Origin of the sequence: Spirulina sp. 06S082 (genome assembly GCF_034932145.1) — a bacterium.
Taxonomy (GTDB): Bacteria; Cyanobacteriota; Cyanobacteriia; order Cyanobacteriales; family Spirulinaceae; genus CCY15215.
In genome coordinates this window covers 1-26195 of record NZ_JAYGHV010000397.1, presented here as the reverse complement: position 1 = coordinate 26195, position 26195 = coordinate 1, and the positions used below count along the sequence as shown (strand labels likewise).

Below are 26195 nucleotides of genomic sequence, written 5' to 3'. Positions count from 1 at the left end.
CAGTCTCTAGCTCAATCTATAGACAATCTTAACGAACAATTGCAAATACCTCCCTTGCATCTGCGTCCCGGTAATACGCAACGGGGAAGCGATCGCAATGAGGGGGACCTGCTGTTACGGTTGGGGGGACAGTCTTACGAAAAAGGTGAATTCGATAAGGCGATCGCCCAGTGGTTACAAGCCTTAGACTTTTACGAAAGGGTTGGCGACACAGAAGCGATCGGCACAACTTATGATTATTTAGGGGTGACATTTGCCAAAGCGGGGTATTATGCGGAAGCGGAAAATGTTTTGCGTCGTCGTTTGGCGATCGCCCGCGATCTACAAGATGTGCGCGGACAAATTCACGGTTTAAATAATTTGGGAACCATCCTTTTAACGAATAGTAATCCCCTCGGTGCAGAGGCCAGTTTTGCTGAAGCCCTCGAACTTTCTCGTTATATCAGTTATCAGGAAGGAGAGGGTTTAAGTTTAAGTAATTTGGGATTAGCATCGGCTTATTTGGGTCGCTATGAAGCGGCGATTAAATACTACAAACAAGCCAATATATTTCGCCGTCGTTTTAGGGATTTTGCGGGACAAGCGAATACGTTTAATAATTTGGGTAATGCCTATGCTGCTATGGGACAACACGATCTAGCCGTGGCAGAATATCGTTTAGCGCGGTGGTACTCTCGGGAAGGAAGAGATATGGAAAATCTCTTTCGCGCTTTACGGGGATTGGCGGTTTCTTATGGCAAAATTAATGAGTTTAGTGCTGCATTTCAATCTCTAGATTGGTGGATTGATTTAGCACGCAATGAAAAGAATTTAGCGCAAGAATTGGCAGGTTTATCATTGTATGCTCGTTATCATAGCGCTTTAGGACGGCGAGAGATGGCTGTTATTTTATATGAAAATGCGATCGCGATCGCCCAAAAACTCAATGACGAACAATCTCGCGGCCAATTAATGAACGAACTTTCCCAAGTGATTTATGATTTTCCTTTTGGTAGACCGCGATCGCCCTACTAGAAAAAATTTAAACTAGAATGGGTAGTGCATTAGTACAATTAAAGAGGGTCAAATTTGGAGTAAGGGGACGTGGCTGAATTACCAGACTGGGAGAGACTGAAAAAATCGTTAACGATAGAAGCGGAAAGGGGTTTTTGCGACCTCCAGGGCAAAAAGTACCGTTTTAGTGAGTTTATGGTGCTAAATTTCCGCAAACCGTTACCTATTACGGTGGGAACCCCGGTGCAACGCCGTCGCTGGAAGGCGATGGTGCAGGAATTTGCACTTTATCAGGAATGCGATCGCGACCAGAGAGAGACTCTGATTAATATTGCTCGCCCTCTCCTCCAAGACCTCCAGAAGAGTGCAGGAGAAGTTTCTCCTCCTTTAGATTCAAAAACAAGTAAAACTGAATCTTTACGGGTTAAAGAGCTAGAAAGCAAGGTTAAAAGTGAAGATTTAACCCTAGATACACCCCTCAAATCTTTACCAGAAATCCAACAGCGCGGGAGTGCTTCCGCTTTGGTGCGTTTGGATTTAAACACCGTGCGGGATGTTCTATTTTATTACCCGAGAGACCATATTGATTATGCCCGTCAAGCCAATATTACCGAATTGGTTGAAGGGGAAACAGTGACAATTGTGGGAAGTATTAAAAGTTGTACTTGTTTCACCAGTCCTAAGAATAGAAAACTGACTATTTTCGATCTGCGACTGCGCGATCGCACGGGACAAATTAAACTCAATCGCTTTTTTCACGGTCCGCGTTTTAGCAACCGAGGCTGGCAAGAACAGCAAAAAAGACAGTATCCTGTAGGGGCGATCGCCGCCGCTTCGGGACTGGTTAAAAAGAATAAATATGGGATTACTTTAGACAACCCAGAAATTGAAATTCTCGACGGTCCTGGGGCTGCCATTGAATCTCCAAATATTGGGCGTATTTTGCCTGTTTATCCCCTCACGGAAGGGGTTTCTGCGGATGTGGTGAGACGGGCGGTTTTAGCGGCACTTCCTGCCTGCGATCGCCTTGAAGATCCCTTACCCCAAGAAATTAAAGAACAGTATGGCTTAATTGATTTAAAAGAGGCGATCGCTAATATTCATTTTCCTGGCGATCGTGAAGCCTTAACTCATGCCCGTCGTCGTTTAGTCTTCGATGAATTCTTTTATTTACAACTGGGTTTTCTTCAGCGTCGTCAACAACAAAAACAAGTTCAAAATAGTGCAGTTTTTTCCCCAAAAGGAGAACTTTTAGATCGCTTTCGAGGAATGTTACCATTTACTTTAACCGATGCTCAAAAACGGGTTATTAGCGATATTTTACAGGACTTAAATTCCTCATCACCCATGAATCGTTTAGTACAAGGAGATGTGGGATCGGGAAAAACAATTGTTGCAGTTTTTGCCATTTTGGCCGCGATTCAATCTGGCTATCAAGCAGCATTAATGGCACCAACGGAAGTTTTAGCGGAACAGCATTATCGAAAATTAGTTAACTGGTTTAATTTACTTTATTTACCTACAGATTTGCTGACAGGTTCGACAAAAGTTCGCAAGCGCAGAGAAATTCACGGTCATTTATTTACAGGAGAATTACCTTTATTGGTAGGCACTCATGCTTTAATTGAAGACCCCGTACAATTTCGTCGTTTAGGTTTAGTCGTCATTGACGAACAACATCGCTTTGGAGTCCATCAACGGGCAAAATTACTCGCAAAAGGAGAATCTCCCCATGTTTTAACCATGACTGCAACTCCCATTCCTCGCACCTTATCCTTAACCCTACATGGCGATTTAGATGTCTCTCAAATTGATGAATTACCCCCAGGACGACAACCCATTCAAACAACAGCATTAGCAGGCAAACAGAGGCAACAGGCTTATGATTTAATCCGTCGAGAAATTGTGCAAGGAAGACAGGCTTATATTATTCTACCATTGGTTGAAGAATCAGAGAAATTGGATGCTCGGGCAGCAATTCAGGAAAGCGAACATTTACAGGAAAAGATTTTTCCCGATTTTAAGGTGGGACTGTTACACGGTCGCATGAGTTCGGCAGAAAAAGATGAAGTTTTAAGTCAATTTCGCGAGAATGAAGTGCAGATTATTGTCTCCACAACCGTGATTGAAGTAGGAGTAGATATTCCTAATGCAACTATTATTTTAATTGAAAATGCCGAACGATTTGGACTCTCTCAATTACACCAGTTAAGGGGACGAGTGGGACGAGGTTCGCATCAGTCCTATTGTTTTTTAATGAGTAGTAGTAAGAGTCCCGATTCTCGCCAGCGTTTGAGTGTTTTGGAACAGTCTCAAGATGGATTTTTTATCTCAGAAATGGATTTGCGTTTCCGAGGTCCTGGGCAAGTTTTGGGGACAAAACAATCGGGTTTGGCAGACTTTGCTTTGGCGAGTTTGGTGGAAGATCAGGAGGTTTTAGTATTAGCGAGAGATGCTGCGGAAAAAATCATTCTGGCTGATGGAAATTTGGGGGGAATATCTTCACTCAAAAAAGAGTTAGAGGCACGCTATCAAAAAATGATGGGAGGGACGATTTTAACATAAAGTTATATTAATTCTTTTCTATTGTAAAATTTACAAAAATTTGTCAAGCTAGAGCATAATCTTAGTGTAGAAGGAAAAAAACGATGTATGTCGAAGAATTATACGAAATCCTCAAACAAACCGATATCGGTAAAAATCTGTCTTTAGAGGAAGTTGGCCAACTCCGAGAAGCGGGAACATTGGTTAACTTTAAAGATAATGATATCCTAATGCGCCAAGGAGATGAGAGTGATTCTATCCTGGTTCTGTTACACGGAGAAGCAGAAATCCTGAAAGAGTCCGAGGACGGTTCTAGCAAACATATTCGCGATGTAGGACGAGGGGATGTTTTGGGGGAATTAGGGGTGATTATGAAAACCCCTCGCAGTTGTACTATTCGCGCAAAAACGGTAATGATGACCTTTGCGATCGCGCGATCGGCTTTTGAGAAATTAATGTCTGATGGTAGCAGTATCGGGGGCAAATTATCCATTCATATTGCCCGAGTAATTGGCAACCGAATGCAGTTACTCACGGATGAAGTTTTTAATCTTTTGCAGCAAAATGATTCTTTATTAGACTCAATTGAAAAGTTACGCAATTCTTCTTCTCAACAAGAACTCGAACAGTTGCGGGTAACATTGCTCAAACGGGCAGAACATTTAAGACATAATAATCTTAAAATTAAAAAACAACTCTTGAATCTAAATTCGGAAATCCAACAAGCTAAAACTGCTCGCAAAGGAGCGCAATTTATGGTATTAATGGCGGTGGGAGGATTTATGGCTTTGATCGGTGCTTATTTATTAGGCTCTTATTATCGGACAACCCCTGAATTATCGCAAGATCGCTCTTTTCCCGCTATTATTCCTTATATTGATGATGCTGATACTTGCGAAAAAAGAGGTAGCTATTGGATTGAAGAACAATGCTGGGATTACGAACATAGTCGCGATTTTTAGATCGAGTTATGAGAACTAATTTCTTGATTTGGGGCGATCGCTAATCTCTCTATAAAAAAATGCAAAAAATTTGGCAAACGATTAAAAAAAATGGTTTGGGTGCAATTCCTATTCTCAAACTGCGACAATCTCTTCTCGAAGAATCTAAATTAACGCAACATTATCTTGTTCTCATCCTTGCTTCTTGTCTGATTGCGACATTGGGATTATTAATTAATAGTACCGCAGTCATTATCGGTGCGATGATTGTTGCCCCTCTTATGTTACCGATTCGGGGTTTTTCCTTTGCCACTTTAGAAGGCGATCTGGAACTTTTGCGAGTGAGTTCTCTAGCCATCATTTTCGGTACAATTCTCTCTCTTTTTGTTTCTTGGATGGTGGGGGCGATCGTGGGCTTACCTGAGTTTGGTTCAGAAGTAATGTCTCGCACTCAACCCACTCTTATCGATCTCTCTATTGCTGTTGTAGCAGGGGCTGTAGGGGGTTACGCTAAAATTCGTCCCTCTATTGGCGATGCGATTCCTGGAGTAGCGATCTCGGTTGCTCTTATGCCTCCTCTTTGTGTTGTCGGTCTTTCTCTCTCTCAAGGAGATATATCAGCTTCTAGTGGAGCAATGTTACTTTACATTACTAATCTCACAGGAATCAATTTAGCTTGCTTGGGTGTTTATGTGATAAGCGGTTATGCCCGCAGTAGCGAATTCAGTCGCACTCTTTCTTGGGGGGTATCAATTTTTCTCTTTCTGCTTCTGGCGATTCCTCTGGGTATTAGCTTTTGGCAATTGTCAGGGAAAACTCGTGCGAATAACTCCCTCAAACGCATTTTGGTTAGCCGTGCTTTTCTGAACCGACCGGATATTAAATTAACACAATCCCAGGTCAACTGGAAAACAAATCCCCCTTCCATTACTTTAACCGTTCAAGTTCGAGAGGATATCCAACCCGAGGAAGTTCAAGAGGTAGAAAAACTCCTCAAAGATGAAATGGGACAACCTTTTACAGTGACTTTTGATGTAACGCTTTCGCACTTAGTCAAGTCTTCCGATTAGTGGCGATCGCCGGGTCTGCAAAATATTCTTGACCGATCGCGAGTTAAGAAAAAACAGTTATTTTGTATTAACGCAGCCGTCCCGATCGCAAAATACTAACAATCAACCATAACCCTAAAAACGTGGCGATCGCCAACAGAATCTCACTTAAAATAGAAATCTGGGGATTGGGCGCACCTGTTGCTAATAGTGATGCTCCCATAATTAACGAACCTACGACAATACTAAAAGATAAACGATTGGCAGAATCATCCATACTGCGACGCAGGGAAGGTAACTCGCGAATTTGTAGATTCCACTGCAAGGTTTCCGAACTTAAACGATCTAATAACACCTCAATTTGTCGCGGACTTTGTACAGAAAGGGCTTTTAAATCTAATGCCGTTCTCAAAACTGTTTGTAGGGGTTCATCTCCCAAAAGTTGACGGCGAAATAAATCCGTCATTAAGGGTTTAAATTCATCAAGTAAATTGATTTCCGGATAAAAACCGCGAGCAACCCCTTCTAAATTGGCTAAACTCTTAGCATAGAGTCCCATATTTCCGGGCATTTTTATTTTGTTCTTGCGGGTGATCGACAAAATTTCGTAGAATACTTCGCTAAAGTTTATTTTTGCGAGACTGAGATTATAGTATCTGCGTAACATTTTCTCATAGTCTCGTTCTAAGGAAATCAGATCCGTGGGTTGCGTTGTTTCTGATAATTCTAAGGTTAATTGGCTGCATCTTTTAGCATCAATATCAACAATTGCCAGTAACATTTCTACGAGAATTTGTTGGGTGCGAGGATCTAAACGACCGATCATACCGCAATCAATTAAAGCGATGCGATCGCTGTCTAAATAAAAGATATTACCGGGATGGGGATCTGCATGAAAAAAACCATCAATAAACATCTGCTGAAAAAAGGCACGAAAGAGCAACGTGGCGATTTCTTGACGGCGTTTTATATCTCCATCGGCTTCTTTTCGAGGAATAATCTTTGCCTCAGAAATAGGTGTTCCATCCAACCATTCTAAAACTAATAGTTTTTTGGTCGTCAAATCCCGATAGATTTTAGGAATCATTAATTCTTGAGAATCAAACCAAGAACTTTTAGCTAAATTTTCGCGTAATTGTTCCGTATAATTTGCTTCTTTATTAAAATCTAATTCGGCTTGTAAGGCTTTAGTAAATTCATCAGCTAATGTTACAACATCATAATCTTTACCAAAATCTGTTACTGAAATCAATTCAGCAACGGCTTTAATCAGATCGATATCTTGGGCGACAATGAGATCGATCCCTGGACGCTGTACTTTCATGGCCACTTCTCGACCATCTTTTAAAGTAGCACGATGAATCTGGGCAATCGACCCCGCAGCAACGGGTTGAGTCTCTATTTTTGCGAATATTTCCTCAATCGGACGCTGGAGTTCTTGACGAATTGTTCCTTCAATTTGAGACCAGGAAACAGTAGGAACTTTTGCTTGTAATGCCGTAAGAGATTTAATGTATCTAGAAGGGAGTAAGTCCGGACGGGTACTGAGTAGTTGTCCTAATTTGACATAGACAGGTCCCAACTCGACGAGAATATTGCGGAGAACTTCAGGGGTAGGAATTTGCGGTTCTCCCAGTTTTCCTCCTGTTAAAACTCCGCGCATATAGTCCCAACCATTCCCGAAGACTATTTCGATGATTTCTCGTTGTCGCGATGTATTTTGTGTTAATGCTAAAACCATAATTTTAGAGAATAGGGAACGATCGCCCAGTTAAGGAAAAAAGAAGAGAAAATGGGGCATCGAGAATTATAACAGGGTTGCAAATTTAGGATCGGTTTGTAGCTGTTTGAGGACTTGTTTGATTTCTTGGGTGCGGCTTTTGTGGACGACGAGGGTGACATTGCGATCGCGGACGACAACGACATCTTCTAAACCAATGGTAACAATGATATCTTCTTCATTACTGGCATAGAAAATAGAACCTTGGGTATCGCGTCCAATATGAGTGGCTAATTCAGTATTTTCCGCATTTCCTTTCAGCAATCGTTCGATCGCATTCCAATCTCCCAGATCGTCCCAACCAAAATCGGCAGGAATAACGCAGGCTAAATCAGTTTTTTCCATTAAGGCATAATCAATACTATTTTTCTCCAATTCTGGATAGGCTGCTTGTCCTTTTTCTCGCAAAGGTTGCAGAATTTGTGGGGCGTGAATTTTCAGTTCGGAAAGTACCGTCGCAGCCCGGAAAATAAACATACCACTATTCCAACTAAATCCCCCAGTTTCGATAAATTGTTGTGCGGTTTCGCGATCGGGTTTTTCCGTGAAACGGCTGACTTTATAGCCGGAAAGTTGAGAAAAAGAGCCAATTTTTTCCCCTTGTTCGATATAGCCGTATCCTGTAGAAGCATAAGTCGGGGTAATGCCTAATGTGACGATCGCCCCTTGGGTTTCCGCTAATTCCACTGCCCCTCTCAAGGTATTCTCATAAGCAGGGCGATCGCCAATCCAATGATCTGCGGGAAAAAAGCCCAAAATGGCATCTTCCCCATATTGCTTGGCCACCTCCAATGTAGCCCAAGTGACTGCCGGAGCCGTATCTTTTCCTTCTGGTTCTACTAATAAATTGCTTTTTGGTAACAAGGGTAACTGTTCTGCAACCCCAGAAGCGAGTAAAGCAGAAGTAATCACCCAAAGATTGTCCCATCCTCCCGCTAGATCGAGCAGGCGATCGGCAGTCCCCTGTAAGAGACTTCTGCCGCTTCCGTCAAGGCTTAAAAACTGTTTGGGACGTTCGCGACGACTGAGGGGCCAAAAGCGTTCGCCTTTGCCACCTGCTAGAATGACGGGGATTAGGGGTTTCTTCATTACGGATTGCCTTTAAGAAGGAAATTTTTTCTATCCTATCCTGTCCGAGTCCGAGATGGGATGTAGATAGGGGATAGTTAGGGGACAACAGGTAAAATGCAAAAAATAACAGCAGAATTCCCGTCTTTTTAAAGCGGGGAGATGTCAAAAGCGCTATAATCCTGCATGAAGAACCTAGGCAGAGGGAGGAATATTCCTAAATGACATAAGCTGAACAAGGTAAAAGTAAGTCCACGGGTGGATTTGTCTAAATTCCCGTCTTTTTTAAAGCGGGGAAATGTTAATGCTAACTTTAGATTTTGATGGTGTTGAGGTGAATGTGAACAATAGCGCTAAATCGCTACCGACCACTCCTAATTCTTCCGGATCGGCAACGCGATCGCCAGAGACAACAGTAAATTCTGTTGTGGAGAAAGGCGATCGCACTCAAAAAACCGAATCTTCGCAAACCGGATCGTCTCCGGCTGAGGGCCCTGTGGGTTGGGGTCGGCGCTTTTTATGGAGTGCCAGCTTTTTTGCGGCTGCGTCTTTATCGGCCACAGTGGGGGCTACAGTGGCCATGGTGGGGCCGCTTCCCTCGATTCCCAATGTGTTGAGTGCGACGGAAAAGGTTGCTACAGCAGGGACTCCGATTCCTACAGGTACTGGGGATAAAATCAAAACCCAAGAAATTACCCCGCTTTTTCAATATCAAATTGAGCGCCCGGTTAATATTCTTGTATTAGGGATCGATCGCGTTCTTGATGCTGAAAAAGGCAGCGATGAGGTTTTTAATGGCAACAGCGATACGATGTTGCTTTTGCGATTCGATCCGACGGATAATACCGTGCGGATGCTGTCGATTCCTCGAGATACCCAAGTTTTCATTGATGGAGTAGGAGTCGCCAAAATCAATAGTGCAAATTCTCGAGGGGGGGCTGAGTTAGCAAGCCGTGTTGTGAGTAACACTTTAAATAATGTCCCTATCGATCGCTATGTGCGGGTGACGAATGATGCCTTTAAGGATTTAGTGGATTTAGTCGGGGGGGTTGAGGTGTTTGTGCCTTATCCCATGTCTTATACCGATGTTACTCAAAAGTTAAAAATCGACCTCAAACCAGGTTGGCAAACTTTAGATGGCGATCGCGCCGAACAGTTTTCTCGTTTCCGTATGGATGAATACGGCGATATTGGACGAGTTCAGCGCCAACAGGTCTTATTAAAGGCGTTGCGGGAACGGTTGAAAAGTCCTGCGGTTGTTCCTCGCTTACCTCAAGCCGTACAAATGGCACTGCAATATGTTGATACTAACTTAAGTCTTGAAGAAATGATGGCTTTAGTGAATTTCGGCATGAGTTTGGAAAAAGAGAAAATCAAGATGGTCTTGCTACCGGGACGCTTTAGCAATACTGATGAATTTGAAGGAGTCAGTTATTGGCTGATGTCTCGACAGGGACGCGATCGCATTGTCAGCGAGTATTTTGAACGAGATGGAGATTATGTTGTTGAAAGCGATCGCTCTCACAACCGCGTCCGTATTGCCCTACAAAATGCCACCAATGACTCCCAACTGCCGGAATTAGCAGCAAAACACATTGAGGAAGTGGGATTTGGCAATCTCTATCACGCTCAATCTCAATCAGCACGATTATTGAGAAAAACTCAAATCGTGGTTCAACAGGGAGATATTGAGGCAGCGAAGGCTTTAAAAGAGGCTCTTGGTTTTGGAGAAATTCAGGCTGATTCTACAGGAGATTTAGGATCGGAAATTACCATCCGGATTGGATCGGATTGGTTTGATGTGATTGCAGAGGACGAGAAAGAAGCAGAAGAGAAGAAAAAATAGAGAGGATCGAGATCGTCTGAAACCCTGTAGCGACGTTGCAGGCAACGTCGCTACTACAAAGCGGATTTAGAAAGAAGAGTTAAATTACACCCATCAACCCAAGCAGTTTTTGCACAATTTGCATTCCTGTCACTGCTTGCCAACCAAATAACCCCAACAAGACTAAATTGATAGAAATATGGGTGTAACGCGCGATCGCATTGCCTTTTTGCATCAATGGTACTAAAGAAGCCGAAACCGCGATCGCCACCGTCATGCTTAACCCCACTAGCAAATGAGGTTGGACAAAGAGTTTACCATTATTAATGTAGGTGACTCCCATCCCCCCAACAGTTCCCGCGACCATCAAGGCAAGAAGTACAGAACCAATTTGGTAATGACGAGTGTTAAACTTCTTCTTAACCAGTTCTTTTCGGGTGTCTTTATCTGCTTCTCGGGTGCGCTTGATGCCGATACCAAGATAGAGGGCATAAATAGTTAAACCCAATAACACCCACATTAAAACAGGATGGAAGAATTGCGAGTAGGTTTTGACGGCTTCTGGAATTTCAAAACTCATAGGTGTCCCTTCGTTCTATAACTATTACCAATCTAAATAAAATTAACATATTTTCATAATTTGTAACCTAGAGATTCTGACGGGAGAGAGAGAAGAGAAGGGCAATTATTTGCGAGAATGAGAAAAGACGATCGCACTGGGAGTAAAACCACAAAATGAGTCGAACAGTAATTAAATTTTCTTCTGAAGACTGCGGTATTTGTCACAAAATGTCCTTTTACGACCAAAAGGTGGCACAAGAGTTGGATTTAGACTTTATTGATGTCAAAATGCAGGATACTGCCACTTATCGCAAGTATCGCAAGATTCTCCTCAGTCAATATCCCAATAAAGAGGGCATGGGCTGGCCAACTTATTTGGTTTGTGATTCTCCTGAAAATGAGAATTCTGTTTTAGGAGAAGTAAAAGGTGGGCATCCTAAAGGAGAATTTCGTACTCGTTTAAAGGCTATTTTAGAAGGAGAAACTCCGGATAGCGAATCTTAGCCTATTTAGGGTTATGCCTAGGTTCAGTAGTGCTTAATGCCTCTGCAACGACTCCCAGAATTTCGCCTTCTAGATAGGGTTTTGTTAAATAAGCATAGGCACCCAATTCTAGGGCAATATGTTGAAACTTATCTCGACTGCGAGAAGTGAGAATAATCGCGGGAATTTGTGGCAGGGTTTTATCTTGTTTGACAACACTTAAAAATTCTAAACCATTCATGCGAGGCATTTCAATATCGCAGAGGGCAACATGAATGGTTTCCTTGCTTTTCAATTGTTCTAATGCTTCCAAACCATCTTTAGCTTGCAAAACGCGATACCCCGATCGCTGCAAAATTAAAGTGAGGGTTTGGCGTTCCGTGAGGGAATCATCAATCACTAAAATAGTTTTAACTTGTTGAATTTGGGGTTTATTCGTGACAAGGGGAGAAGAGGGTAAATTTGTTTCCGGTGGTTTTTCCGTCGTCTTGGACTCGGGAATATATAGCCCGAGGGTTTGCGTCGATAACTCGGTTGGAGGTTGGACTACTTCTCGCAGGAGACTCTCTTTGGGGTTTAATTGGGGGGCGATCGCCTCTTTATTTTGCGATTGACCGACCAAGGCAAATCCATCAATAATTAAGGCGAGACGACCATCAGCGAGAATGCTACAACCGTAAATATAAGCTGGAGGTGCGATCGCATTGGATAGAGGTTTAATCACTAATTCTTGTTCTTCGAGAATGCGATCGACTTCCAAAGCAATAAACCCTTCCCGTCCTTTTAAGAGGAGAATAGGGGATACATTTTCTGCTGCTGTTAAAATTGGCGAAAGTTCTTGATATTGAAACTCCCCTGCTGCTAAACCTCGACACTGGGGCAGCGATCGCGAATAATTAAATAACGAAGTTAATTCATAAATAGGAATGGTAAAATCCTGCCCATCTTGATGCCAATCTAACATCTTTTGACCCGCTAAACGCCGCACTTTTTCCCCTGGAATTAAAACTTGTTCAATTTCATTAGAAACAAACCCATAAACCGATCGCCCTGCTTGACAAATGAGCAATCTTGCATTCATCAACGATTCGCGAATTTGGATCGAAAAAACAGTTCCCTGTTGCGGGATAAATTGAACCCGCAGAGTCCCTTTAATTTGTTCAAGTTGAGTTTTGACGACATCCAAACCTACACCCCGTCCCGATAAATCGCTGACCCGAGAAACAGTAGAAAAACCTGGAGAACACAATAAATCTAATAATCTTGCTTCTAGTTGGGGGAGTTGTTGAATTTCTTCGGCTTCGCGATCGCCGATCAATCCTTTTTTAATTCCTTGTTGGCAAATTTTTTCAACATTTAATCCTTCCCCATCGTCTCGTACTTCAATAATAGTCCGATTCCCTTGATTATAGGCACGAATTAAAATATTTCCTACCTCTGATTTCCCTCTCTGAAGGCGAACTTCTGGGGATTCGATCCCGTGATCGAAAGCATTGCGAATGAGGTGAAGTAAAGCATCATAAAGATTATCAACAACGGTTTTATCGATTGTTACCTGTCCCCCCTGTACCTGTAAATCAACGGATTTTTTATGAGTAAAAGAAAGTTGCTTTACCATCGGGGGAAATCGTTTGAGAAGATTCTCTAAAGGAACCATTCTCGCAATTTGCATATTATCTCGTAACTGGTTAGATAAGCGTTGTTCCCGTTCAATCGTTGCAGTTGTTGTTCTTGCTAATAAGTTAATATCTTCCGTTGCCTGGGTAATTTGTGAAGTTTCTTCTAAGGCAGAATAAAGCAGTTTTTTTAATGGGTGAATTTGTTTATAATTACTCTTGCTTTTTCTCTCACTTTGAGCGACCGAATGATTGACAAGATCGCGCAATTGATTGAGGGTTAAACGATGTCGTCGAATCCAGTCTGCTAATTTTTGAACGGCACTTTGAAACTGTTCATCTCTCAAGGAAAGTTGATTTTGATTAATTAAAAGTTCAGCAACAAGATGGTTGAAAAGTTCTAATTGTTCGAGGTCAATTCGTAAGGTTTTCGCAATAGTTTTTGCAGGAGGGATTGATTCTATTGTCGGTTTGACCGGATTTTTTGTAACGATTTCTTGCTGAATATTTTCTCTTTTCTGTTTAGTTTTGGCCTGTAATGGAGGAGGATCGTCTAGAAAAATAGGTTCAGTTTCTTCTGAAACATCGAGAGAATTTTCTGTTAAATCAAAAGCACCAAAAGTTTCCTCTAAAGAAGGAATAGCATCTAAATTTGTTTGAGTTGCTGGTATTTCAGTATCCCTGAGAAAAATTTCTTCTTCTTTAATTTGTGGCTTGTTTGGTATAGTATCTTCTGTTAGATCGAGTTCTGATTCTAGCAGTTCACCGGATTCGTTATCCTCAATATCCCAAATATTACTGGGAATCAATTCTTGTTCTGCTGGTACTGAATTTATATTTTCTTCGGGTACGATCGCAGCTTCGGGTGAAAATTCCGAGACGGTTGCACTCTGCACATCAACATCAAAATCATCGGGAATATCCCCAATATTCCCAAACGTTTCTTCAAGGAAAATTGCCTCGTCTTCTAAACGATTAACGTTTATATCTTCTAATTCTCCAGATGTTTCGCTAAATTCTAATTCGCCAAATTCACTATCAAAATTAGCATCAGAAAAGCCTTCATCTTCTGAGATAAAATCGATGGGTTCTTCTCTATCGAACTCCATTAATAAGTCGTCACCGTTTTGAATTTCTAGTTCTTCAAAAGAAGCATCTAATTCTTCTCTTTCCGTGGGAGAAATAAGAGGAAATTCTTCACTAATATCCAAATTAATATCAGGAACAAATCCTGAAGTTAGTTCACTCGTTGACTCTGAATAAATGAAGGAAAAAGGGTCTTCATTGTCATCAAAAGTTGTATTTTCAACGATTGAAGGGGCAAGTAAATCCTCTAAATCTTGACCCGTTTCTAACTCATCAAAATCTTCGCTATTATGAGAGGAAATGGCCTCGATCGCCGTTGTTTCCGATACTGTTCCCGATTCTCCTGCTAATTCCAGTAACATAATACTGGGTTGGCCGCCGCGATCGCGATCGCCTTCTAAAACTAATTTGTGGGCGCATTTGAGGTCTTCTAACGCTAAACGGGCGATTTCTCTAGCGCGATCGGGATGTGCTGCGATCGCGGACAAAATTGCCGTCGCGATCGCCCCAAAACCAGGTAAACCCAAAGATTCCCCCAAACCCACAAATACATTCGCTTGGTCTTGTAATACGGAGGCGATCGCGTTCTCGTTTGCACCCTTTGATAAAAGCTCCTTTAACTCCTCTATCCTTTGGCTCACTCCGACTTCAAATATAGATTTAGTGAGGTCAAAACCCAATTCTTCAGAACTCGGTAAGGGAGGCTGATGATCGAAACAGTCTCCTAGTTTCTCTTGCAACTTAACAAAGAGGTCTGCGGCACGATTTAAGAGGTCATCATCTCGATCTGCATCTTGTACTAATTCTGCTGATATTGCCATTCTCAAGCATTCATAGCCTTCAAATAGTAGTGATTCTAATTCTTGGTCGATAACAGCTTCGGGGGCAAGCATCGCCCGAAAAACATCTTCTAAATTGTGAGCAATAATTTTGATAGTCTCTCGTCCAACATTAGCAGCAGCCCCTTTAAGTGTGTGAGTTGCCCGCATCAAGCTATAAATATCATTGGTACTTGCTTCTGGAGTCAGGGCAAAAAGTTGCTGTTCGATTTCTGCCAGCAATTCTCGGGATTCACTGAGAAAATATTCGTAACCTTCGGGATTTCGTAAAGGTTTTGGTGGTCTAATCTTAGGGGCTTGAAATTGAGAGTCTGGAGGAGTATTGTCTAAGGGCTGATTCTCCATTGTTGGAAGTGTAAGGATAGGATTGGGGGAGGTTTGCGAGGGATTTTCAGTTTTGATTTCTTCGTTGCGATCGCTCAAATCGATCGCCAAGGAATCTGGGAAAGCAAAAATTTCTTCTTCTAGGGTTTGTAAATTTTGAATGTTAGAATCTGTCTCAATTTCTTCCTCGTCAAAATCAATTGGCATTGAAGCTGAGACTTCCTTCTCGATAGTTTGACTTGTTTCTGCTGTAATCTCTGACGAAAAATCACTAGAATCTGTTTCAATTTCTTCCTCGTCAAAATCAATTGGCATTGAAGCTGAGACTTCCTTCTCGATAGTTTGACTTGTTTCTGCTGTAATCTCTGACGAAAAATCACCAGAATCTGTCTCAATTTCTTCCTCGTCAAAATCAATTGGCATTGAAGCCGAGACTTCCTTCTCGATAGTTTGATTTGTTAAATCCTTTCCTTCTGTCTCAATCTCATCATCAATAGAAATTGCGATCGATGATGATGGGTGACGAGTAACAGGTGACTGATTATGATTATCTTCTTCATCGTCAATGGGAATTGATATTGTTTGGCCATTTTGAGAATCTGGATTTTCTCCCCAAAGACTATCCGCAGCTTTAGCCACTTCTTTCCCCACTGTATCTTGGGTAAAATAGTCCCAATTTTTAACAGAAGACCAAAGAGAGCTTGCCATTTTTCCGGCAAGTTTTTGTAAATCCAATTCCTTTAATTCAGCCATTTTCAATCCCCCTTTTCAATTATCTACTATTAACTATCAATTATCAATCCACCTTAAACTGCTTCACCACTGCTTGTAATTGTTGTGCCGTTGCCAAAGAATTTTGGAACGTTTCCGAAAGTTCCACAGACTCTTCCGAAGTGCTGTTAGAAATAGCTGCAACTGCCCGCATCGTCTGGGTGACAGACTGAGATCGATCCAATTGCGTTTGAGTGGCTTCGGTAATATCTTCCACCAATTTACCGATCTGGGCAGTTGCAGCCGCGATCGCATTCAAGTTACCCTTGGTTTCTTCTACCAAAGTTGTCCCAGCACTTACGCGAGAAATCGCAGATTCAGTTACGGCGATCGCTTCCACGGTTTGCTGACGAATTTCCGCCACCAAATTAGAGATTTCCGAGGTCGCATTCGCCGACTGTCGTGCCAGCGATCGCACTTCATCGGCAACTACTGCAAAACCTTTACCGTATTCTCCTGCCCGAGTTGCCTCGATCGCTGCATTAAGAGAAAGCAATTGAGTTTGCGTGGCAAAATCGCCGATCAGATTGACCACGCGATCGATCTTCTGGGAAGATTCACTCAACTCGCGAATTTTCTGGGACGTTTCCGCTACAGTATCGCGAATCGCTAAAATCCCCTCTACGGTGCGATTCATCGCCGTGTTGCCCGATTTAACAGTCTCATTGGCATTCTGTACCGCTTGTTCGATCGCCCGCGCATTTGCCCCCACATCCTGAGAGGAATTCACCATCTTTTGCACTTCATCAAGGGCAACATTTAATTCTTGAGTTTGTTGCTGTGCTTGGGTTGCCAGTTTGCGAATTTGCGTATCGCTGCCAATTGAAGTCTCAGCAACTTGTGCGGTAACGGTTTGCACCTGCATGACAATTTTTCGCAGACTTTGCAGCGTATTGTTATAAACATCGGCGATCGTCCCCATTTCATCTTCCGAGAGAGGGGCGCGAACCGTCAAATCCCCTTCTAATGCCGGACGCACTGCCACTAATAACTCGATCGCCCGACGTTGTAGCACCTCCCGTGCTTCTTTTTCTCGTTGTGCCGACTCTTCTAACTTACGTGCCTGTTGGCGCAATTGTTCCAAATCTTGCGCCCGTTGTAAAGCCAGACCTAATTGCGATCCCAATTGTACCATCAGTTGAATTTCCTCACTTTCCCATTCCCGCGTTCCCGAACATTGATAGTTTGCCATCAAACCCCAAAGTTTTTGACCGAGGAAAATCGGCACGGTAATATAAGCACGAGCCTGAAAACTTTCCAATAATTCGAGATAACAAGTGGAGAAGCCAGAATTATAGACATCATTAGAAGCGCGGAATTGCTCCCCTTTACGATAGTTACCCCCTTCTGTATCTTTTAAATAAGTATCCCGAGACACGAGTTCTCGCACCCGCATTTGTTGAATGGTGCAACCATCTGTATCGATATTCGCTTTCGTTTTTTCCAAGAGGCTAACATCTTCAGCTTGAACCCTTAAGAGGGGCAACCAATCGTTTCCGACAGATTCAGCGACAAATTCTCCACTCCAATCTTCATTAAAGCGGTAAATACCCACCCGATCTGAATTAAAGACCTTGCGGGCTTCTCGCGTGGCAATGTTAAAAATAGTTTCGATATTTTGCGATTCTTTAATGCGATCGCTAATGGTGGCGATCGCCCGTTCTCGTTCGATCGCTTTTTCCAGTTTGCGAGTTTGCGCCTTCACTCGTTCCAAATCTTGTCCCCGTTGTAGGGCGATCCCCATTTGAGAACCCAGGTTTGTCACCAGGTTAATTTCTTCTTCACTCCACTCCCTCGGTTGGGAACATTGATAAGTTGCCATTAAACCCCAAAGTTTTTTGCCGAGAAAAATGGGTACGGTAACATAAGATCGAGCTTGGAATCGCTCTAAAAGTTCGAGATAACAACGCGGAAAACCAGCGTTATCAACATCATTGCAAACACGATAGCGATCGCCTGTCCGATAAGTCCCCCCTTGGGTTCGTTCCAAGTAAGTATCTTTACTGACTAAATCTAAACTGGTCATTTTCTTGATCGTACAACCCTCGCTATCAATATTGAGTTTTGTAGACTCTAATAGACTTTCATTTTCAACTTGTTCCCGTAACAAAGACTTCCAGTTTCCCGCTACAGATTCCGCGACAAATTCCCCACTCCAATCTTTATTAAAACGATAAATTCCGACGCGATCGGCTTGCAGTAATTGCCGCACTTCTTGGGTCGCAATTTTAAAAATCTCATTAGTATCTTGAGATAGTTTGATGCGATCGCCAATCAAAGCCAAAGTGCGTTCTCGTTTGATCGCTTCTTCTAACTTTTTCGCTTGAGCTTTCACCCGTTCTAAATCTTGCGCCCGTTGCAGCGCAATACTTAATTGGGAACCTAAATTCACCACCAAATTGATTTCTTCTGGAGTCCATTCCCTCGGACTCGAACATTGATAGGTCGCCATCAATCCCCACAGTTTCTTGCCGAGGAAAATGGGTACAGTAATGTAGGCTTTTGATTGAAAGCGCTCCAATAAGTCCAGATAACAGCGTGGAAAATCCGCCTTATCAACATTATTACAGACTCGATATTTATCCCCAGTTTTATAAGTCCCTCCCTGAGTTCGTTCCAAGTATGTATCTTTGCTGACCAAATCCCAAGCGGTCATTTCCTTCACCGTACAACCCTCTGTATCGATATTCAGTTTCGTTCCTGCTAATATACCCTCATCTTCAATTTGTTCCCGCAATAAAGACTTCCACTTACCATCAACAGACTCGGCGACAAATTCCCCACTCCAATCCTTATTAAAGCGGTAAATACCCACGCGATCGGCTTCGAGTAATTGCCGCACTTCTTGAGTTGCGATTTTGAAGACTTCCTTAGTCTCTTGGGATTGCTTAATGCGATCGCCAATTAAAGCCAAAGTTCGTTCCCGTTTCACCGCTTCCTCTAACTGTTTCGCTTGAATCTGTACTCGTTCAAAATCCTGCGCCCGTTGCAGAGCAATACCCAATTGGGAACCTAAATTCACCACTAAATTAATTTCTTCTGGAGTCCATTCCCTCGGACCCGAACATTGATAAGTTGGCATCAATCCCCAGAGTTTCTTGCCGAGAAAAATGGGAACGGTGATGTAAGCACGAGCTTGAAATAGTTCTAATAATTCGATATAACAAGGGGGGAAATTTGCATTATGAATATCATTGCAAGCGCGATATTTATCCCCTTTCTGATAAGTTCCTCCCCGAGTTCTTTCTAAATAAGTATCTTTGCTAATTAAATCCAAACTCGTCATTTTCTTAACCGTACATCCCTCTGTATTGATATTCACATTCGTCGCTTCTAATAAACTTTCATTTTCAATTTGTTCCCGCAATAAAGACTTCCATTGCCCATCAACAGACTCGGCGACAAATTCCCCACTCCAATCGCTATTAAAGCGATAAATCCCCACGCGATCGGCTCCGAGTAATTGCCGCACTTCTTGAGTTGCAACTTTAAAAATACTTTGAGTTTTTTGTGTTTGTTTGATGCGATCTCCAATTAAAGCCAAAGTGCGTTCTCTTTTCACCGCTTCTTCTAATTTCTTCGCCTGTCCTTGTACTTGTGCCATATCGTCGGCACGTTGCAAAGCCAACCCCATTTGAGAACCCAAATTGACCACCAGATCGATCTCTTCTTCTCCCCAAATTCTCGGCGCAGAACATTGATAATTAGCCAATAATCCCCAGAGTTTCTGACCGAGAAAGATCGGCACAGTAACATAAGCACGCGCTTGAAAACTTTCGAGAAGTTCAATATAACAGCCAGGAAAATTAGCCTTGTAGATATCATTACAAACACGATACTTATCTCCTGCCTGATAAGTCCCTCCTTTGGTTTTTTGCAAATAAGTATCGCGAGCAGCCAGTTCCCTGACCTGCATTTGTTTAATCGTGCAGCCTTCCGTGTCGATATTATCTGTAGTTCCAGCAATAATTTTCGCATCTTCCGTCTGTGCTTTTGTGAGAGAAATCCAACCCTCTCCCACAGATTCTGCTACAAATTCCCCCCCCCAGTCCGGCGTAAAACGATAGACAACAACGCGATCGCTTTTGAGAAGTTTGCGAATAGATTCCGTCGCCACGCGAAAGATCGTTTGCGTTTCCGTAGACTGTTTGATGCGATCGATCGTTTGGGCGACGGTTTTTTCTCGCTCGATCGCTTTTTTCAGCTTTTCACCTTGTAAGCGCTGTTGGCGTAGGGTTGAGGCTTGTTGTAGGGCGACTCCCAACTGTTCGGCAATTTGCACCAGCAAGCGAATTTCCCCTTCTTCCCAAGTTCTCGGAGCGGAACACTGATAAGTTGCCAGTAAGCCCCAGAGTTTTGTTCCTTGATAAATCCCCACTGTTAAATAAGCACGAGCCTGAATGCGTTCAAGCAGTTCGATATAACAGGCTGGGAAGTTCTTATCATAAATATCATCAGCGACTCGGTACTTTTGCCCCTTTGTATAAGCACCCCCTTTTGTCTTTTCCAGATAAGTATCGACAATCTCGCTACGACCGTTGCGATCGCTGCCTTCCACCATTAACTTCAGGTTACAATCTTCGCTATTCCCCCGTAAAAGCTCTGAATCGACAGGATTTTGCATGAGAGAAGACCAACCCGCCCCCACAGACTCCGCCACAAATTTACCGCTCCAGTCGGTATTAAAGCGGTAAATGCCCACGCGATCTGCTTTAAGTAACTGACGAACTTCTTGGGTTGTGGTTTGAAAGATAGTTTTAATATCGAGGGAACGACGAATGCGGGTAATCACTTTAGTTGCCGCATTTTCTCGAACTTGTTGTTGTTCAATTTCTTCTTGGAATTGATAGCCCACTAAATTAAGAGCCAAAGCAACACTCATTTGTTCGAGCAAACCAATTTCCCTTTGGTTCCAGCGCCGCGCTTCGTTACACTGTTGGATAGAGAGCAGTCCCCAGACCTTATTTCCCATGCGAACCGGGCAACTAAGCCCAGCGCGGACTTGATATTTTTCCAGCAGTTGCAGTTGGTAGGGCGTAACTTTTGTACTGGCGATATAGTCGATCGCCGTACAATCGGCAAGATCGTAATCTTGTTGGCGATCGCCACCAAAAAAGGTAGCTGGGAGTGTTTCCCCGAGGGTAGGAGTCCAACCTCGCTCCACAGCTTCGGCGATCGCTTCCCCTTGGCGATCGCTGCTAAAACGGTAAACTAAGACCCGCGAGGCTTGTAGGAGTTCTCTAAGGCGATCGCAGGTCAAGGAAAGAAGGGCATTGCGATCGCGAGATTGGCGCATTTGTTCTTGCACCCGAGTGAGTTGTTGGCGTAGTTGCTCGAATTCTGTCTCAAGGTTGGGAGAGGCGAGTTTCGTCTGGGTTTCGCCATCTGGCTGGGTACCAGAGCCATTCGCGGTATTGGGATCGGAGGCAGAAAGAGGGGAAGAAAGGGCTGTCATGGGAAATAATGGTAAATAGGAGGTTAAATTTCTTAAGTTTTCGTTTTAATTTTTTCGGTTGGTAGGGGTTTGGTCACCAAACCCTTTAATTTTTTCGGTTGGTAGGGGTTTGGTCACCAAACCCTTTAATTTTTTCGGTTGGTAGGGGTTTGGTCTCCAAACCCTTTAATTTTTCGTGAAGATTAATCTTTTCCCCATTGTGGCACGACTCGCTCGGGAGGCACAATTTTTGTCTATCAATAAAGTAGGGGTTTGGTTACCAAACCCCTACTTTGATTTTTCGGTTGTTGACCAAACCCCTACGATTTTTCGGTTGATCTATCAATAAAAGGGTTTGGAGACCAAACCCCTACGATTTTTCGGTTGATCTATCAATAAGGGGGTTTGGAGACCAAACCCCTATACGAAAGCAGCCATTTTGATGTCATTTGTATTCAAGAGTTCTTGCAATTCTTCGGCATCAACAGTTTCTTTTTCGACTAACATTTCGGCTAGGCGATCGAGAATAGTGCGATTTTCCGTTAATACCTGTGTCGCACGACTATAAGCCACATCCACCAACTTGCGAACTTCCTCATCAATGAGGGCTGCCGTTTCATCAGAGAAGTCGCGATCGCTGGCAATTTCCCGGCCGAGGAAAACATTACTATTCTGGCGACCCAAGGCCACAGGACCGAGAACCTCACTCATGCCGAAGCGGGTAATCATCTGACGGGCAACCCGTGCCACCTGTTGCAGGTCATTAGAAGCCCCCGTGGTGACTTCTTCTTCCCCAAAGATAATTTCTTCCGCGACGCGCCCCCCAAGGGCAACAGCCATTTGATTTTGTAAGTAAGAACGAGAGTATAAGCCAGAGTCCATGCGTTCTTCACTAGGAGTGAACCAGGTCAGACCCCCCGCGCGACCCCGAGGAATAATACTAATTTTCTGAACGGGATCGTAGTCTGGCATCAGTGCGCCGACTAAAGCGTGGCCTGATTCGTGGTAAGCCACCAATTGTTTGCGCTTCTCACTCATCACCCGGTCTTTCTTCTCAGGACCTGCCAAGACGCGATCGATCGCATCGTTGATTTCGTCCATTGAGATTTCCGTCAAATTGCGCCGCGCTGCCAAAATTGCGGCTTCATTTAACAAATTAGACAGATCTGCACCGGTAAAACCTGGAGTCCGACGCGCAATTTTCTCAAGGTCTATATCCTTCGCCAGGGTTTTACCTCGGGCGTGAACTTGAAGGATTTCCCGACGACCGGCATAGTCGGGGCGATCGACCACAACTTGGCGATCGAAGCGACCGGGACGCAACAGGGCAGCATCCAGCACATCGGGGCGGTTGGTAGCGGCAATAATAATAATTCCGGTATTGCCTTCAAATCCGTCCATTTCCGTCAGTAACTGGTTTAAAGTTTGTTCCCGTTCGTCGTTCCCTCCCCCTAAACCCGCACCGCGACTGCGACCGACGGCATCAATTTCATCGATGAAGACAATACAGGGGGCATTCGCCTTGGCTTGCTCAAAAAGGTCGCGTACCCGAGAAGCACCGACACCAACGAACATTTCTACGAATTCGGAACCAGAAATGCTAAAGAAAGGAACGCCAGCTTCTCCTGCAACGGCTTTAGCGAGGAGGGTTTTACCCGTTCCTGGAGGTCCGACTAAAAGAACGCCTTTGGGAATTTTGGCTCCAATAGCGGTAAAGCGATCGGCGTTTTTGAGGAAGTCTACGACTTCAGCGAGTTCTAATTTAGCTTGTTCGATACCAGCTACATCACCAAAAGTAACTTGGGTTTGAGGCTCCATTTGTACCCGCGCTTTTGATTTGCCAAAGTTCATCGCTTGGGAACCCGGACCGCTAGAAGCGCGACGTAACAGGAAAAATAAACCGATTAATAATAAGGCTGGGACGAAAAGACTGCTCAGAATGCGAAACCAAAAGCCGTCATCTTTCGGGGGTTGAACGGCAATATCAACGTTATGTTCCGTTAAAATCTGAATCAGTTGGGGATCGTTGGGAAGGTTGACGATCGCCTGAGCGCCGTTGGCATCATCGGGATCGGTAACGAGGGCTTGGGTGCGATCGGCGCTGAGTTTAATGCGATCGATGCGATCGCTTTGCACGGCTTGGATGAGTTGGCTATATTTCCAAGTTTTGCGACTTTCCCCTGGACTCTCTAATAGGGCAGACCCCAAGGCAAGGACGACAATCACCAAAAGAACGTACAGTCCTGCATTGCGCCATTTTTTATTTTTGTTGTTGCTCACGCGGTGGAACTCCTATCGTAACGGTGTAAGGGTGGATATATTTAGATGGCTGGCTTCACTGGCTGGAAGCGAGGAGGCGCTTGTTGACAGATTTATTATTTTGCGTTTGTCATGTCACTATATTAACTAATCCCCAGTAAAGTTTAATCGATTGTCCAGTCAACACCGATATCTTTTCTGAGGAGTTGGTTAAATTCGGCGATCGCCTCTTCTGTCACATCATCCCCCAACGCTGCCACCAGTTCTTGCAGATTTTTCTGCAACAGACCGTTAGGGGCGATCGCTTCTGGGATAAAAAGCATTCTGCCATTGACAATTTCTCTCACTTCCTCAAACTCGATCCGCGCTTGCCCTTGGGAGTTTTTACCCAACTGGTAAAGCTGGGATTGTGCCGCATTGAGGAGGAAGCGATCGGCATTGAAGGGAGACGCGGATAGAGTCTCAGATGTTGGAGTTTCTACAACTTCGGGTAATGATGACTCTAAAAATTCCTCATGGAGAACTTTTCTTTCCTTAAAAAATATTTCTCCTTCCTTCCAAGGAATTTCGCCCCCACTACTTTGATACTGTCCATTTGATTGGAAAAATAAATTTTTTTCAGGGTTATAGTACCTAGAGTTTATTTCTGTATTAAGCGACGGGAAACCTTTACTAATAAGAAATTCAGAGGAAAAAGTAAACTCTCCTAAAGTAATCGCTTCTTTTGTTTGAGAAATAGTTATCATATTGCTGAAACTCCTAAAAAGATTAATAAGGGCAAAGAAATATCAGGATCGAGAACGTTCATGGGTTGATTTCCACCTTCAGGATTGATGATATTTCCTGAAAGGTAAGCGTCAACATTTGCAATCCCCATATTTTCAGACAAAAGCATATTAGGGACATTTCCCGCGCCTATACCGTGAAAATTATCAGTGCGATGAATACGAAGCCAATGACCATGATTACCACCACCGTGACCGTGGTAAGGCATTTCAGCTATACCCATTACATGAGATTCTTCCCCGCGCTTTTCCCCGATCGCCCTGTCACTCAATCCCGATCCTTGCCCGGCAACGGTAATTTTTCTCCCTTTAATTTGAGGAAAGATTAAAGGTAAATTATTATCCCAATCTAACTGAGTACCACCCCAACTTAGGTACAGTTTTTCTAGTCTATTATCAGCAAGATAAGCAGACGATGTAGCGTTTCCGATGGTACTACCCGTCCACAAATCCCCACGAAGCCAAGTCCATCCACCATTGCTTACTATCATATCTGTTCCCAATATCTTAGAGAAGCAAAATACAGGTTCTCCTACAAGATAAGGTGCAGCTAGTGTGGCGATCGCCTCTTGCACTTTCTGCTCTACTAGAGGAGCAATACTTTCCAGTACCCACGCTTGTAGTGATGTATCTAAATTCTGTATTTCTGAAGTAGTCCAAGCTCTAATCGTAGTATCTAGTCCTCCGATTTCAGTTGTTACCCACGCTTGTAGTGATGTATCTAAATTCTGTATTTCTGAAGTAGTCCAATCTCTAATCGTAGTATCTAGTCCTCCGATTTCAGTTGTTACCCACCCTCGTAGTGATGTATCTAAATTCTGTATTTCTGAAGTAGTCCAATTTCTAATCGTAGTATCTAGTCCTTCGATTTCAGTTGTTACCCAATTTCTTAAACTTGTATCGTCGAAAATATCCCCGCCATTGCGAGGGAAAAATTCTATTTGCCCATCAAACCTTTTGACTGCAATCTGCTTGGAAATCTCTAGAAAAACAGCATCTCTAGGTTTTAATTTGTTGAAATTAATCGCATTTCCTCGAGTATGATACAAAGTCATCTTTACCTCATCATTATTGATTAAGCGCAAAGCGGCGGTTTTTCCCTCGTAGGCAGAAGTGTCAATCGTCATAATATCAACGTAATAAGAGCTAGAGTTATAGCCCTCTGGCATAAGATCGAGCAAGCGAAATTCAGCCAAAACGCTCATATCCCAAGCATCCAAAATTTGTAATTTCTTCAAGTCTGGATTGTAGTCAGCCATCCCCCTATGCGGGACTTTTAATTTTTGCCCTAATACCCAATAACCAATAGTAATAGAACCAATCTGACCCATAGTGCAACCGACTTCAAGAAGATCGTAAGAAATACTTGAGCCTGATTCTTGACGATTCAATTCGCCAAGAATTTTTCCCCCACCCGTTTTTTCTATGATTTGAACACCCATTAAACCCGCCGTTTCAATAACATTACTCCCACCACCACCGGAAACAACAGCGCCCGATGATTTGAAACTTAACTCCTCCAACCACGAACCCCAGATAACGACATCATCCTCAGCATCTAAAAACCCATCATAGATAGTAGTTGTGCCTGTCTCAGGATCCGTATAAGTGCCGGACACTTCCGCAACCCGAATCGCGATCGCGCTCCCCTCTGGAAGTTCTAAATAAGTATCGTTTGTATATAAACCGAGTAAATCTTGCGTTGCAAAGGGATAACCTTGAGGATTCAACTCAGATCTTGCACCTCATAAGACAAAGTTCAAAACCCCGCTCATGTAACCAAGGAATAAGTAACTCTAATTGTTTCAAAAGAGAAAGCAATAATAGATAAAGAATC

The 26195-nt window shown here is 43.3% G+C and carries 14 protein-coding genes; 6 read left to right on the top strand and 8 right to left on the bottom strand.

All coding sequences use genetic code 11. The features are described from left to right. The 4 genes from VB714_RS23825 to VB714_RS23810 all read left to right on the top strand — a co-directional run. Positions 1–1014: tetratricopeptide repeat protein (locus VB714_RS23825; protein WP_323227356.1), on the top strand; the 1014-nt coding region annotated here is incomplete at its 5' end. A gap of 69 nt (positions 1015–1083) precedes the next feature. Beyond that, positions 1084–3558, top strand: coding sequence for an ATP-dependent DNA helicase RecG (gene recG / locus VB714_RS23820; RefSeq protein WP_323227354.1), 2475 nt, complete (start codon positions 1084–1086; stop codon positions 3556–3558). Between the two features lie 83 nt (positions 3559–3641). Then, positions 3642–4499 (top strand): cyclic nucleotide-binding domain-containing protein, encoded by an 858-nt coding sequence (locus tag VB714_RS23815; RefSeq protein WP_323227353.1) that lies wholly within the window; start codon positions 3642–3644, stop codon positions 4497–4499. 59 nt (positions 4500–4558) lie between these two features. Next, positions 4559–5548 (top strand): DUF389 domain-containing protein, encoded by a 990-nt coding sequence (locus VB714_RS23810; RefSeq protein ID WP_323227351.1) that lies wholly within the window; start codon positions 4559–4561, stop codon positions 5546–5548. A 67-nt stretch (positions 5549–5615) separates the two neighbouring features. Here VB714_RS23810 and VB714_RS23805 read toward each other — a convergent pair whose 3' ends face one another. Both VB714_RS23805 and VB714_RS23800 read right to left on the bottom strand, forming a co-directional pair. Next, entirely contained in the window at positions 5616–7268 is a 1653-nt protein-coding gene (locus VB714_RS23805; protein WP_323227348.1) for an AarF/ABC1/UbiB kinase family protein, read from the bottom strand. Between the two features lie 66 nt (positions 7269–7334). Continuing rightward, positions 7335–8396 carry a mannose-1-phosphate guanylyltransferase gene (locus VB714_RS23800; protein ID WP_323227346.1) on the bottom strand — a complete coding sequence of 354 codons (1062 nt, stop codon included), beginning with the start codon at positions 8394–8396 and terminating at the stop codon, positions 7335–7337. Positions 8397–8679: 283 nt separating this feature from the next. Between VB714_RS23800 and VB714_RS23795 the strand changes: the two genes are divergently transcribed. Next, on the top strand, positions 8680–10221 hold the full coding sequence (locus VB714_RS23795; protein ID WP_323227344.1) for an LCP family protein: 1542 nt from the start codon (positions 8680–8682) through the stop codon (positions 10219–10221). Between the two features lie 79 nt (positions 10222–10300). Here the strand turns inward: VB714_RS23795 and VB714_RS23790 are convergent, their stop codons facing one another. Continuing rightward, entirely contained in the window at positions 10301–10780 is a 480-nt protein-coding gene (locus VB714_RS23790) for a DUF4079 domain-containing protein (protein ID WP_323227343.1), read from the bottom strand. Positions 10781–10935: 155 nt separating this feature from the next. Between VB714_RS23790 and VB714_RS23785 the strand changes: the two genes are divergently transcribed. After that, the gene (locus VB714_RS23785; RefSeq protein WP_323227340.1) at positions 10936–11265 is read left to right on the top strand and encodes a hypothetical protein; all 330 of its coding nucleotides are present in this window, start codon (positions 10936–10938) and stop codon (positions 11263–11265) included. Between the two features lies 1 nt (position 11266). Here VB714_RS23785 and VB714_RS23780 read toward each other — a convergent pair whose 3' ends face one another. The 5 genes from VB714_RS23780 to VB714_RS23760 all read right to left on the bottom strand — a co-directional run bounded on the left by VB714_RS23780 (position 11267) and on the right by VB714_RS23760 (position 26088). Beyond that, positions 11267–15862, bottom strand: a complete 4596-nt coding sequence (locus VB714_RS23780) for a response regulator (RefSeq protein WP_323227339.1) — start codon at positions 15860–15862, stop codon at positions 11267–11269. 43 nt (positions 15863–15905) lie between these two features. After that, positions 15906–21335 (bottom strand): GAF domain-containing protein, encoded by a 5430-nt coding sequence (locus VB714_RS23775; protein ID WP_323227337.1) that lies wholly within the window; start codon positions 21333–21335, stop codon positions 15906–15908. 399 nt (positions 21336–21734) lie between these two features. After that, positions 21735–23594, bottom strand: a complete 1860-nt coding sequence (gene ftsH3, locus VB714_RS23770) for an ATP-dependent zinc metalloprotease FtsH3 (protein WP_323227335.1) — start codon at positions 23592–23594, stop codon at positions 21735–21737. Between the two features lie 143 nt (positions 23595–23737). Then, a complete protein-coding gene (locus VB714_RS23765; RefSeq protein WP_323227334.1) occupies positions 23738–24319 on the bottom strand; it encodes a hypothetical protein in 582 nt (193 codons plus the stop codon). Then, positions 24316–26088, bottom strand: coding sequence for a hypothetical protein (locus VB714_RS23760; RefSeq protein ID WP_323227332.1), 1773 nt, complete (start codon positions 26086–26088; stop codon positions 24316–24318). The genes VB714_RS23765 and VB714_RS23760 overlap by 4 nt, the downstream gene beginning before the upstream one ends. Between the last annotated feature and the right edge of the window lie 107 nt (positions 26089–26195).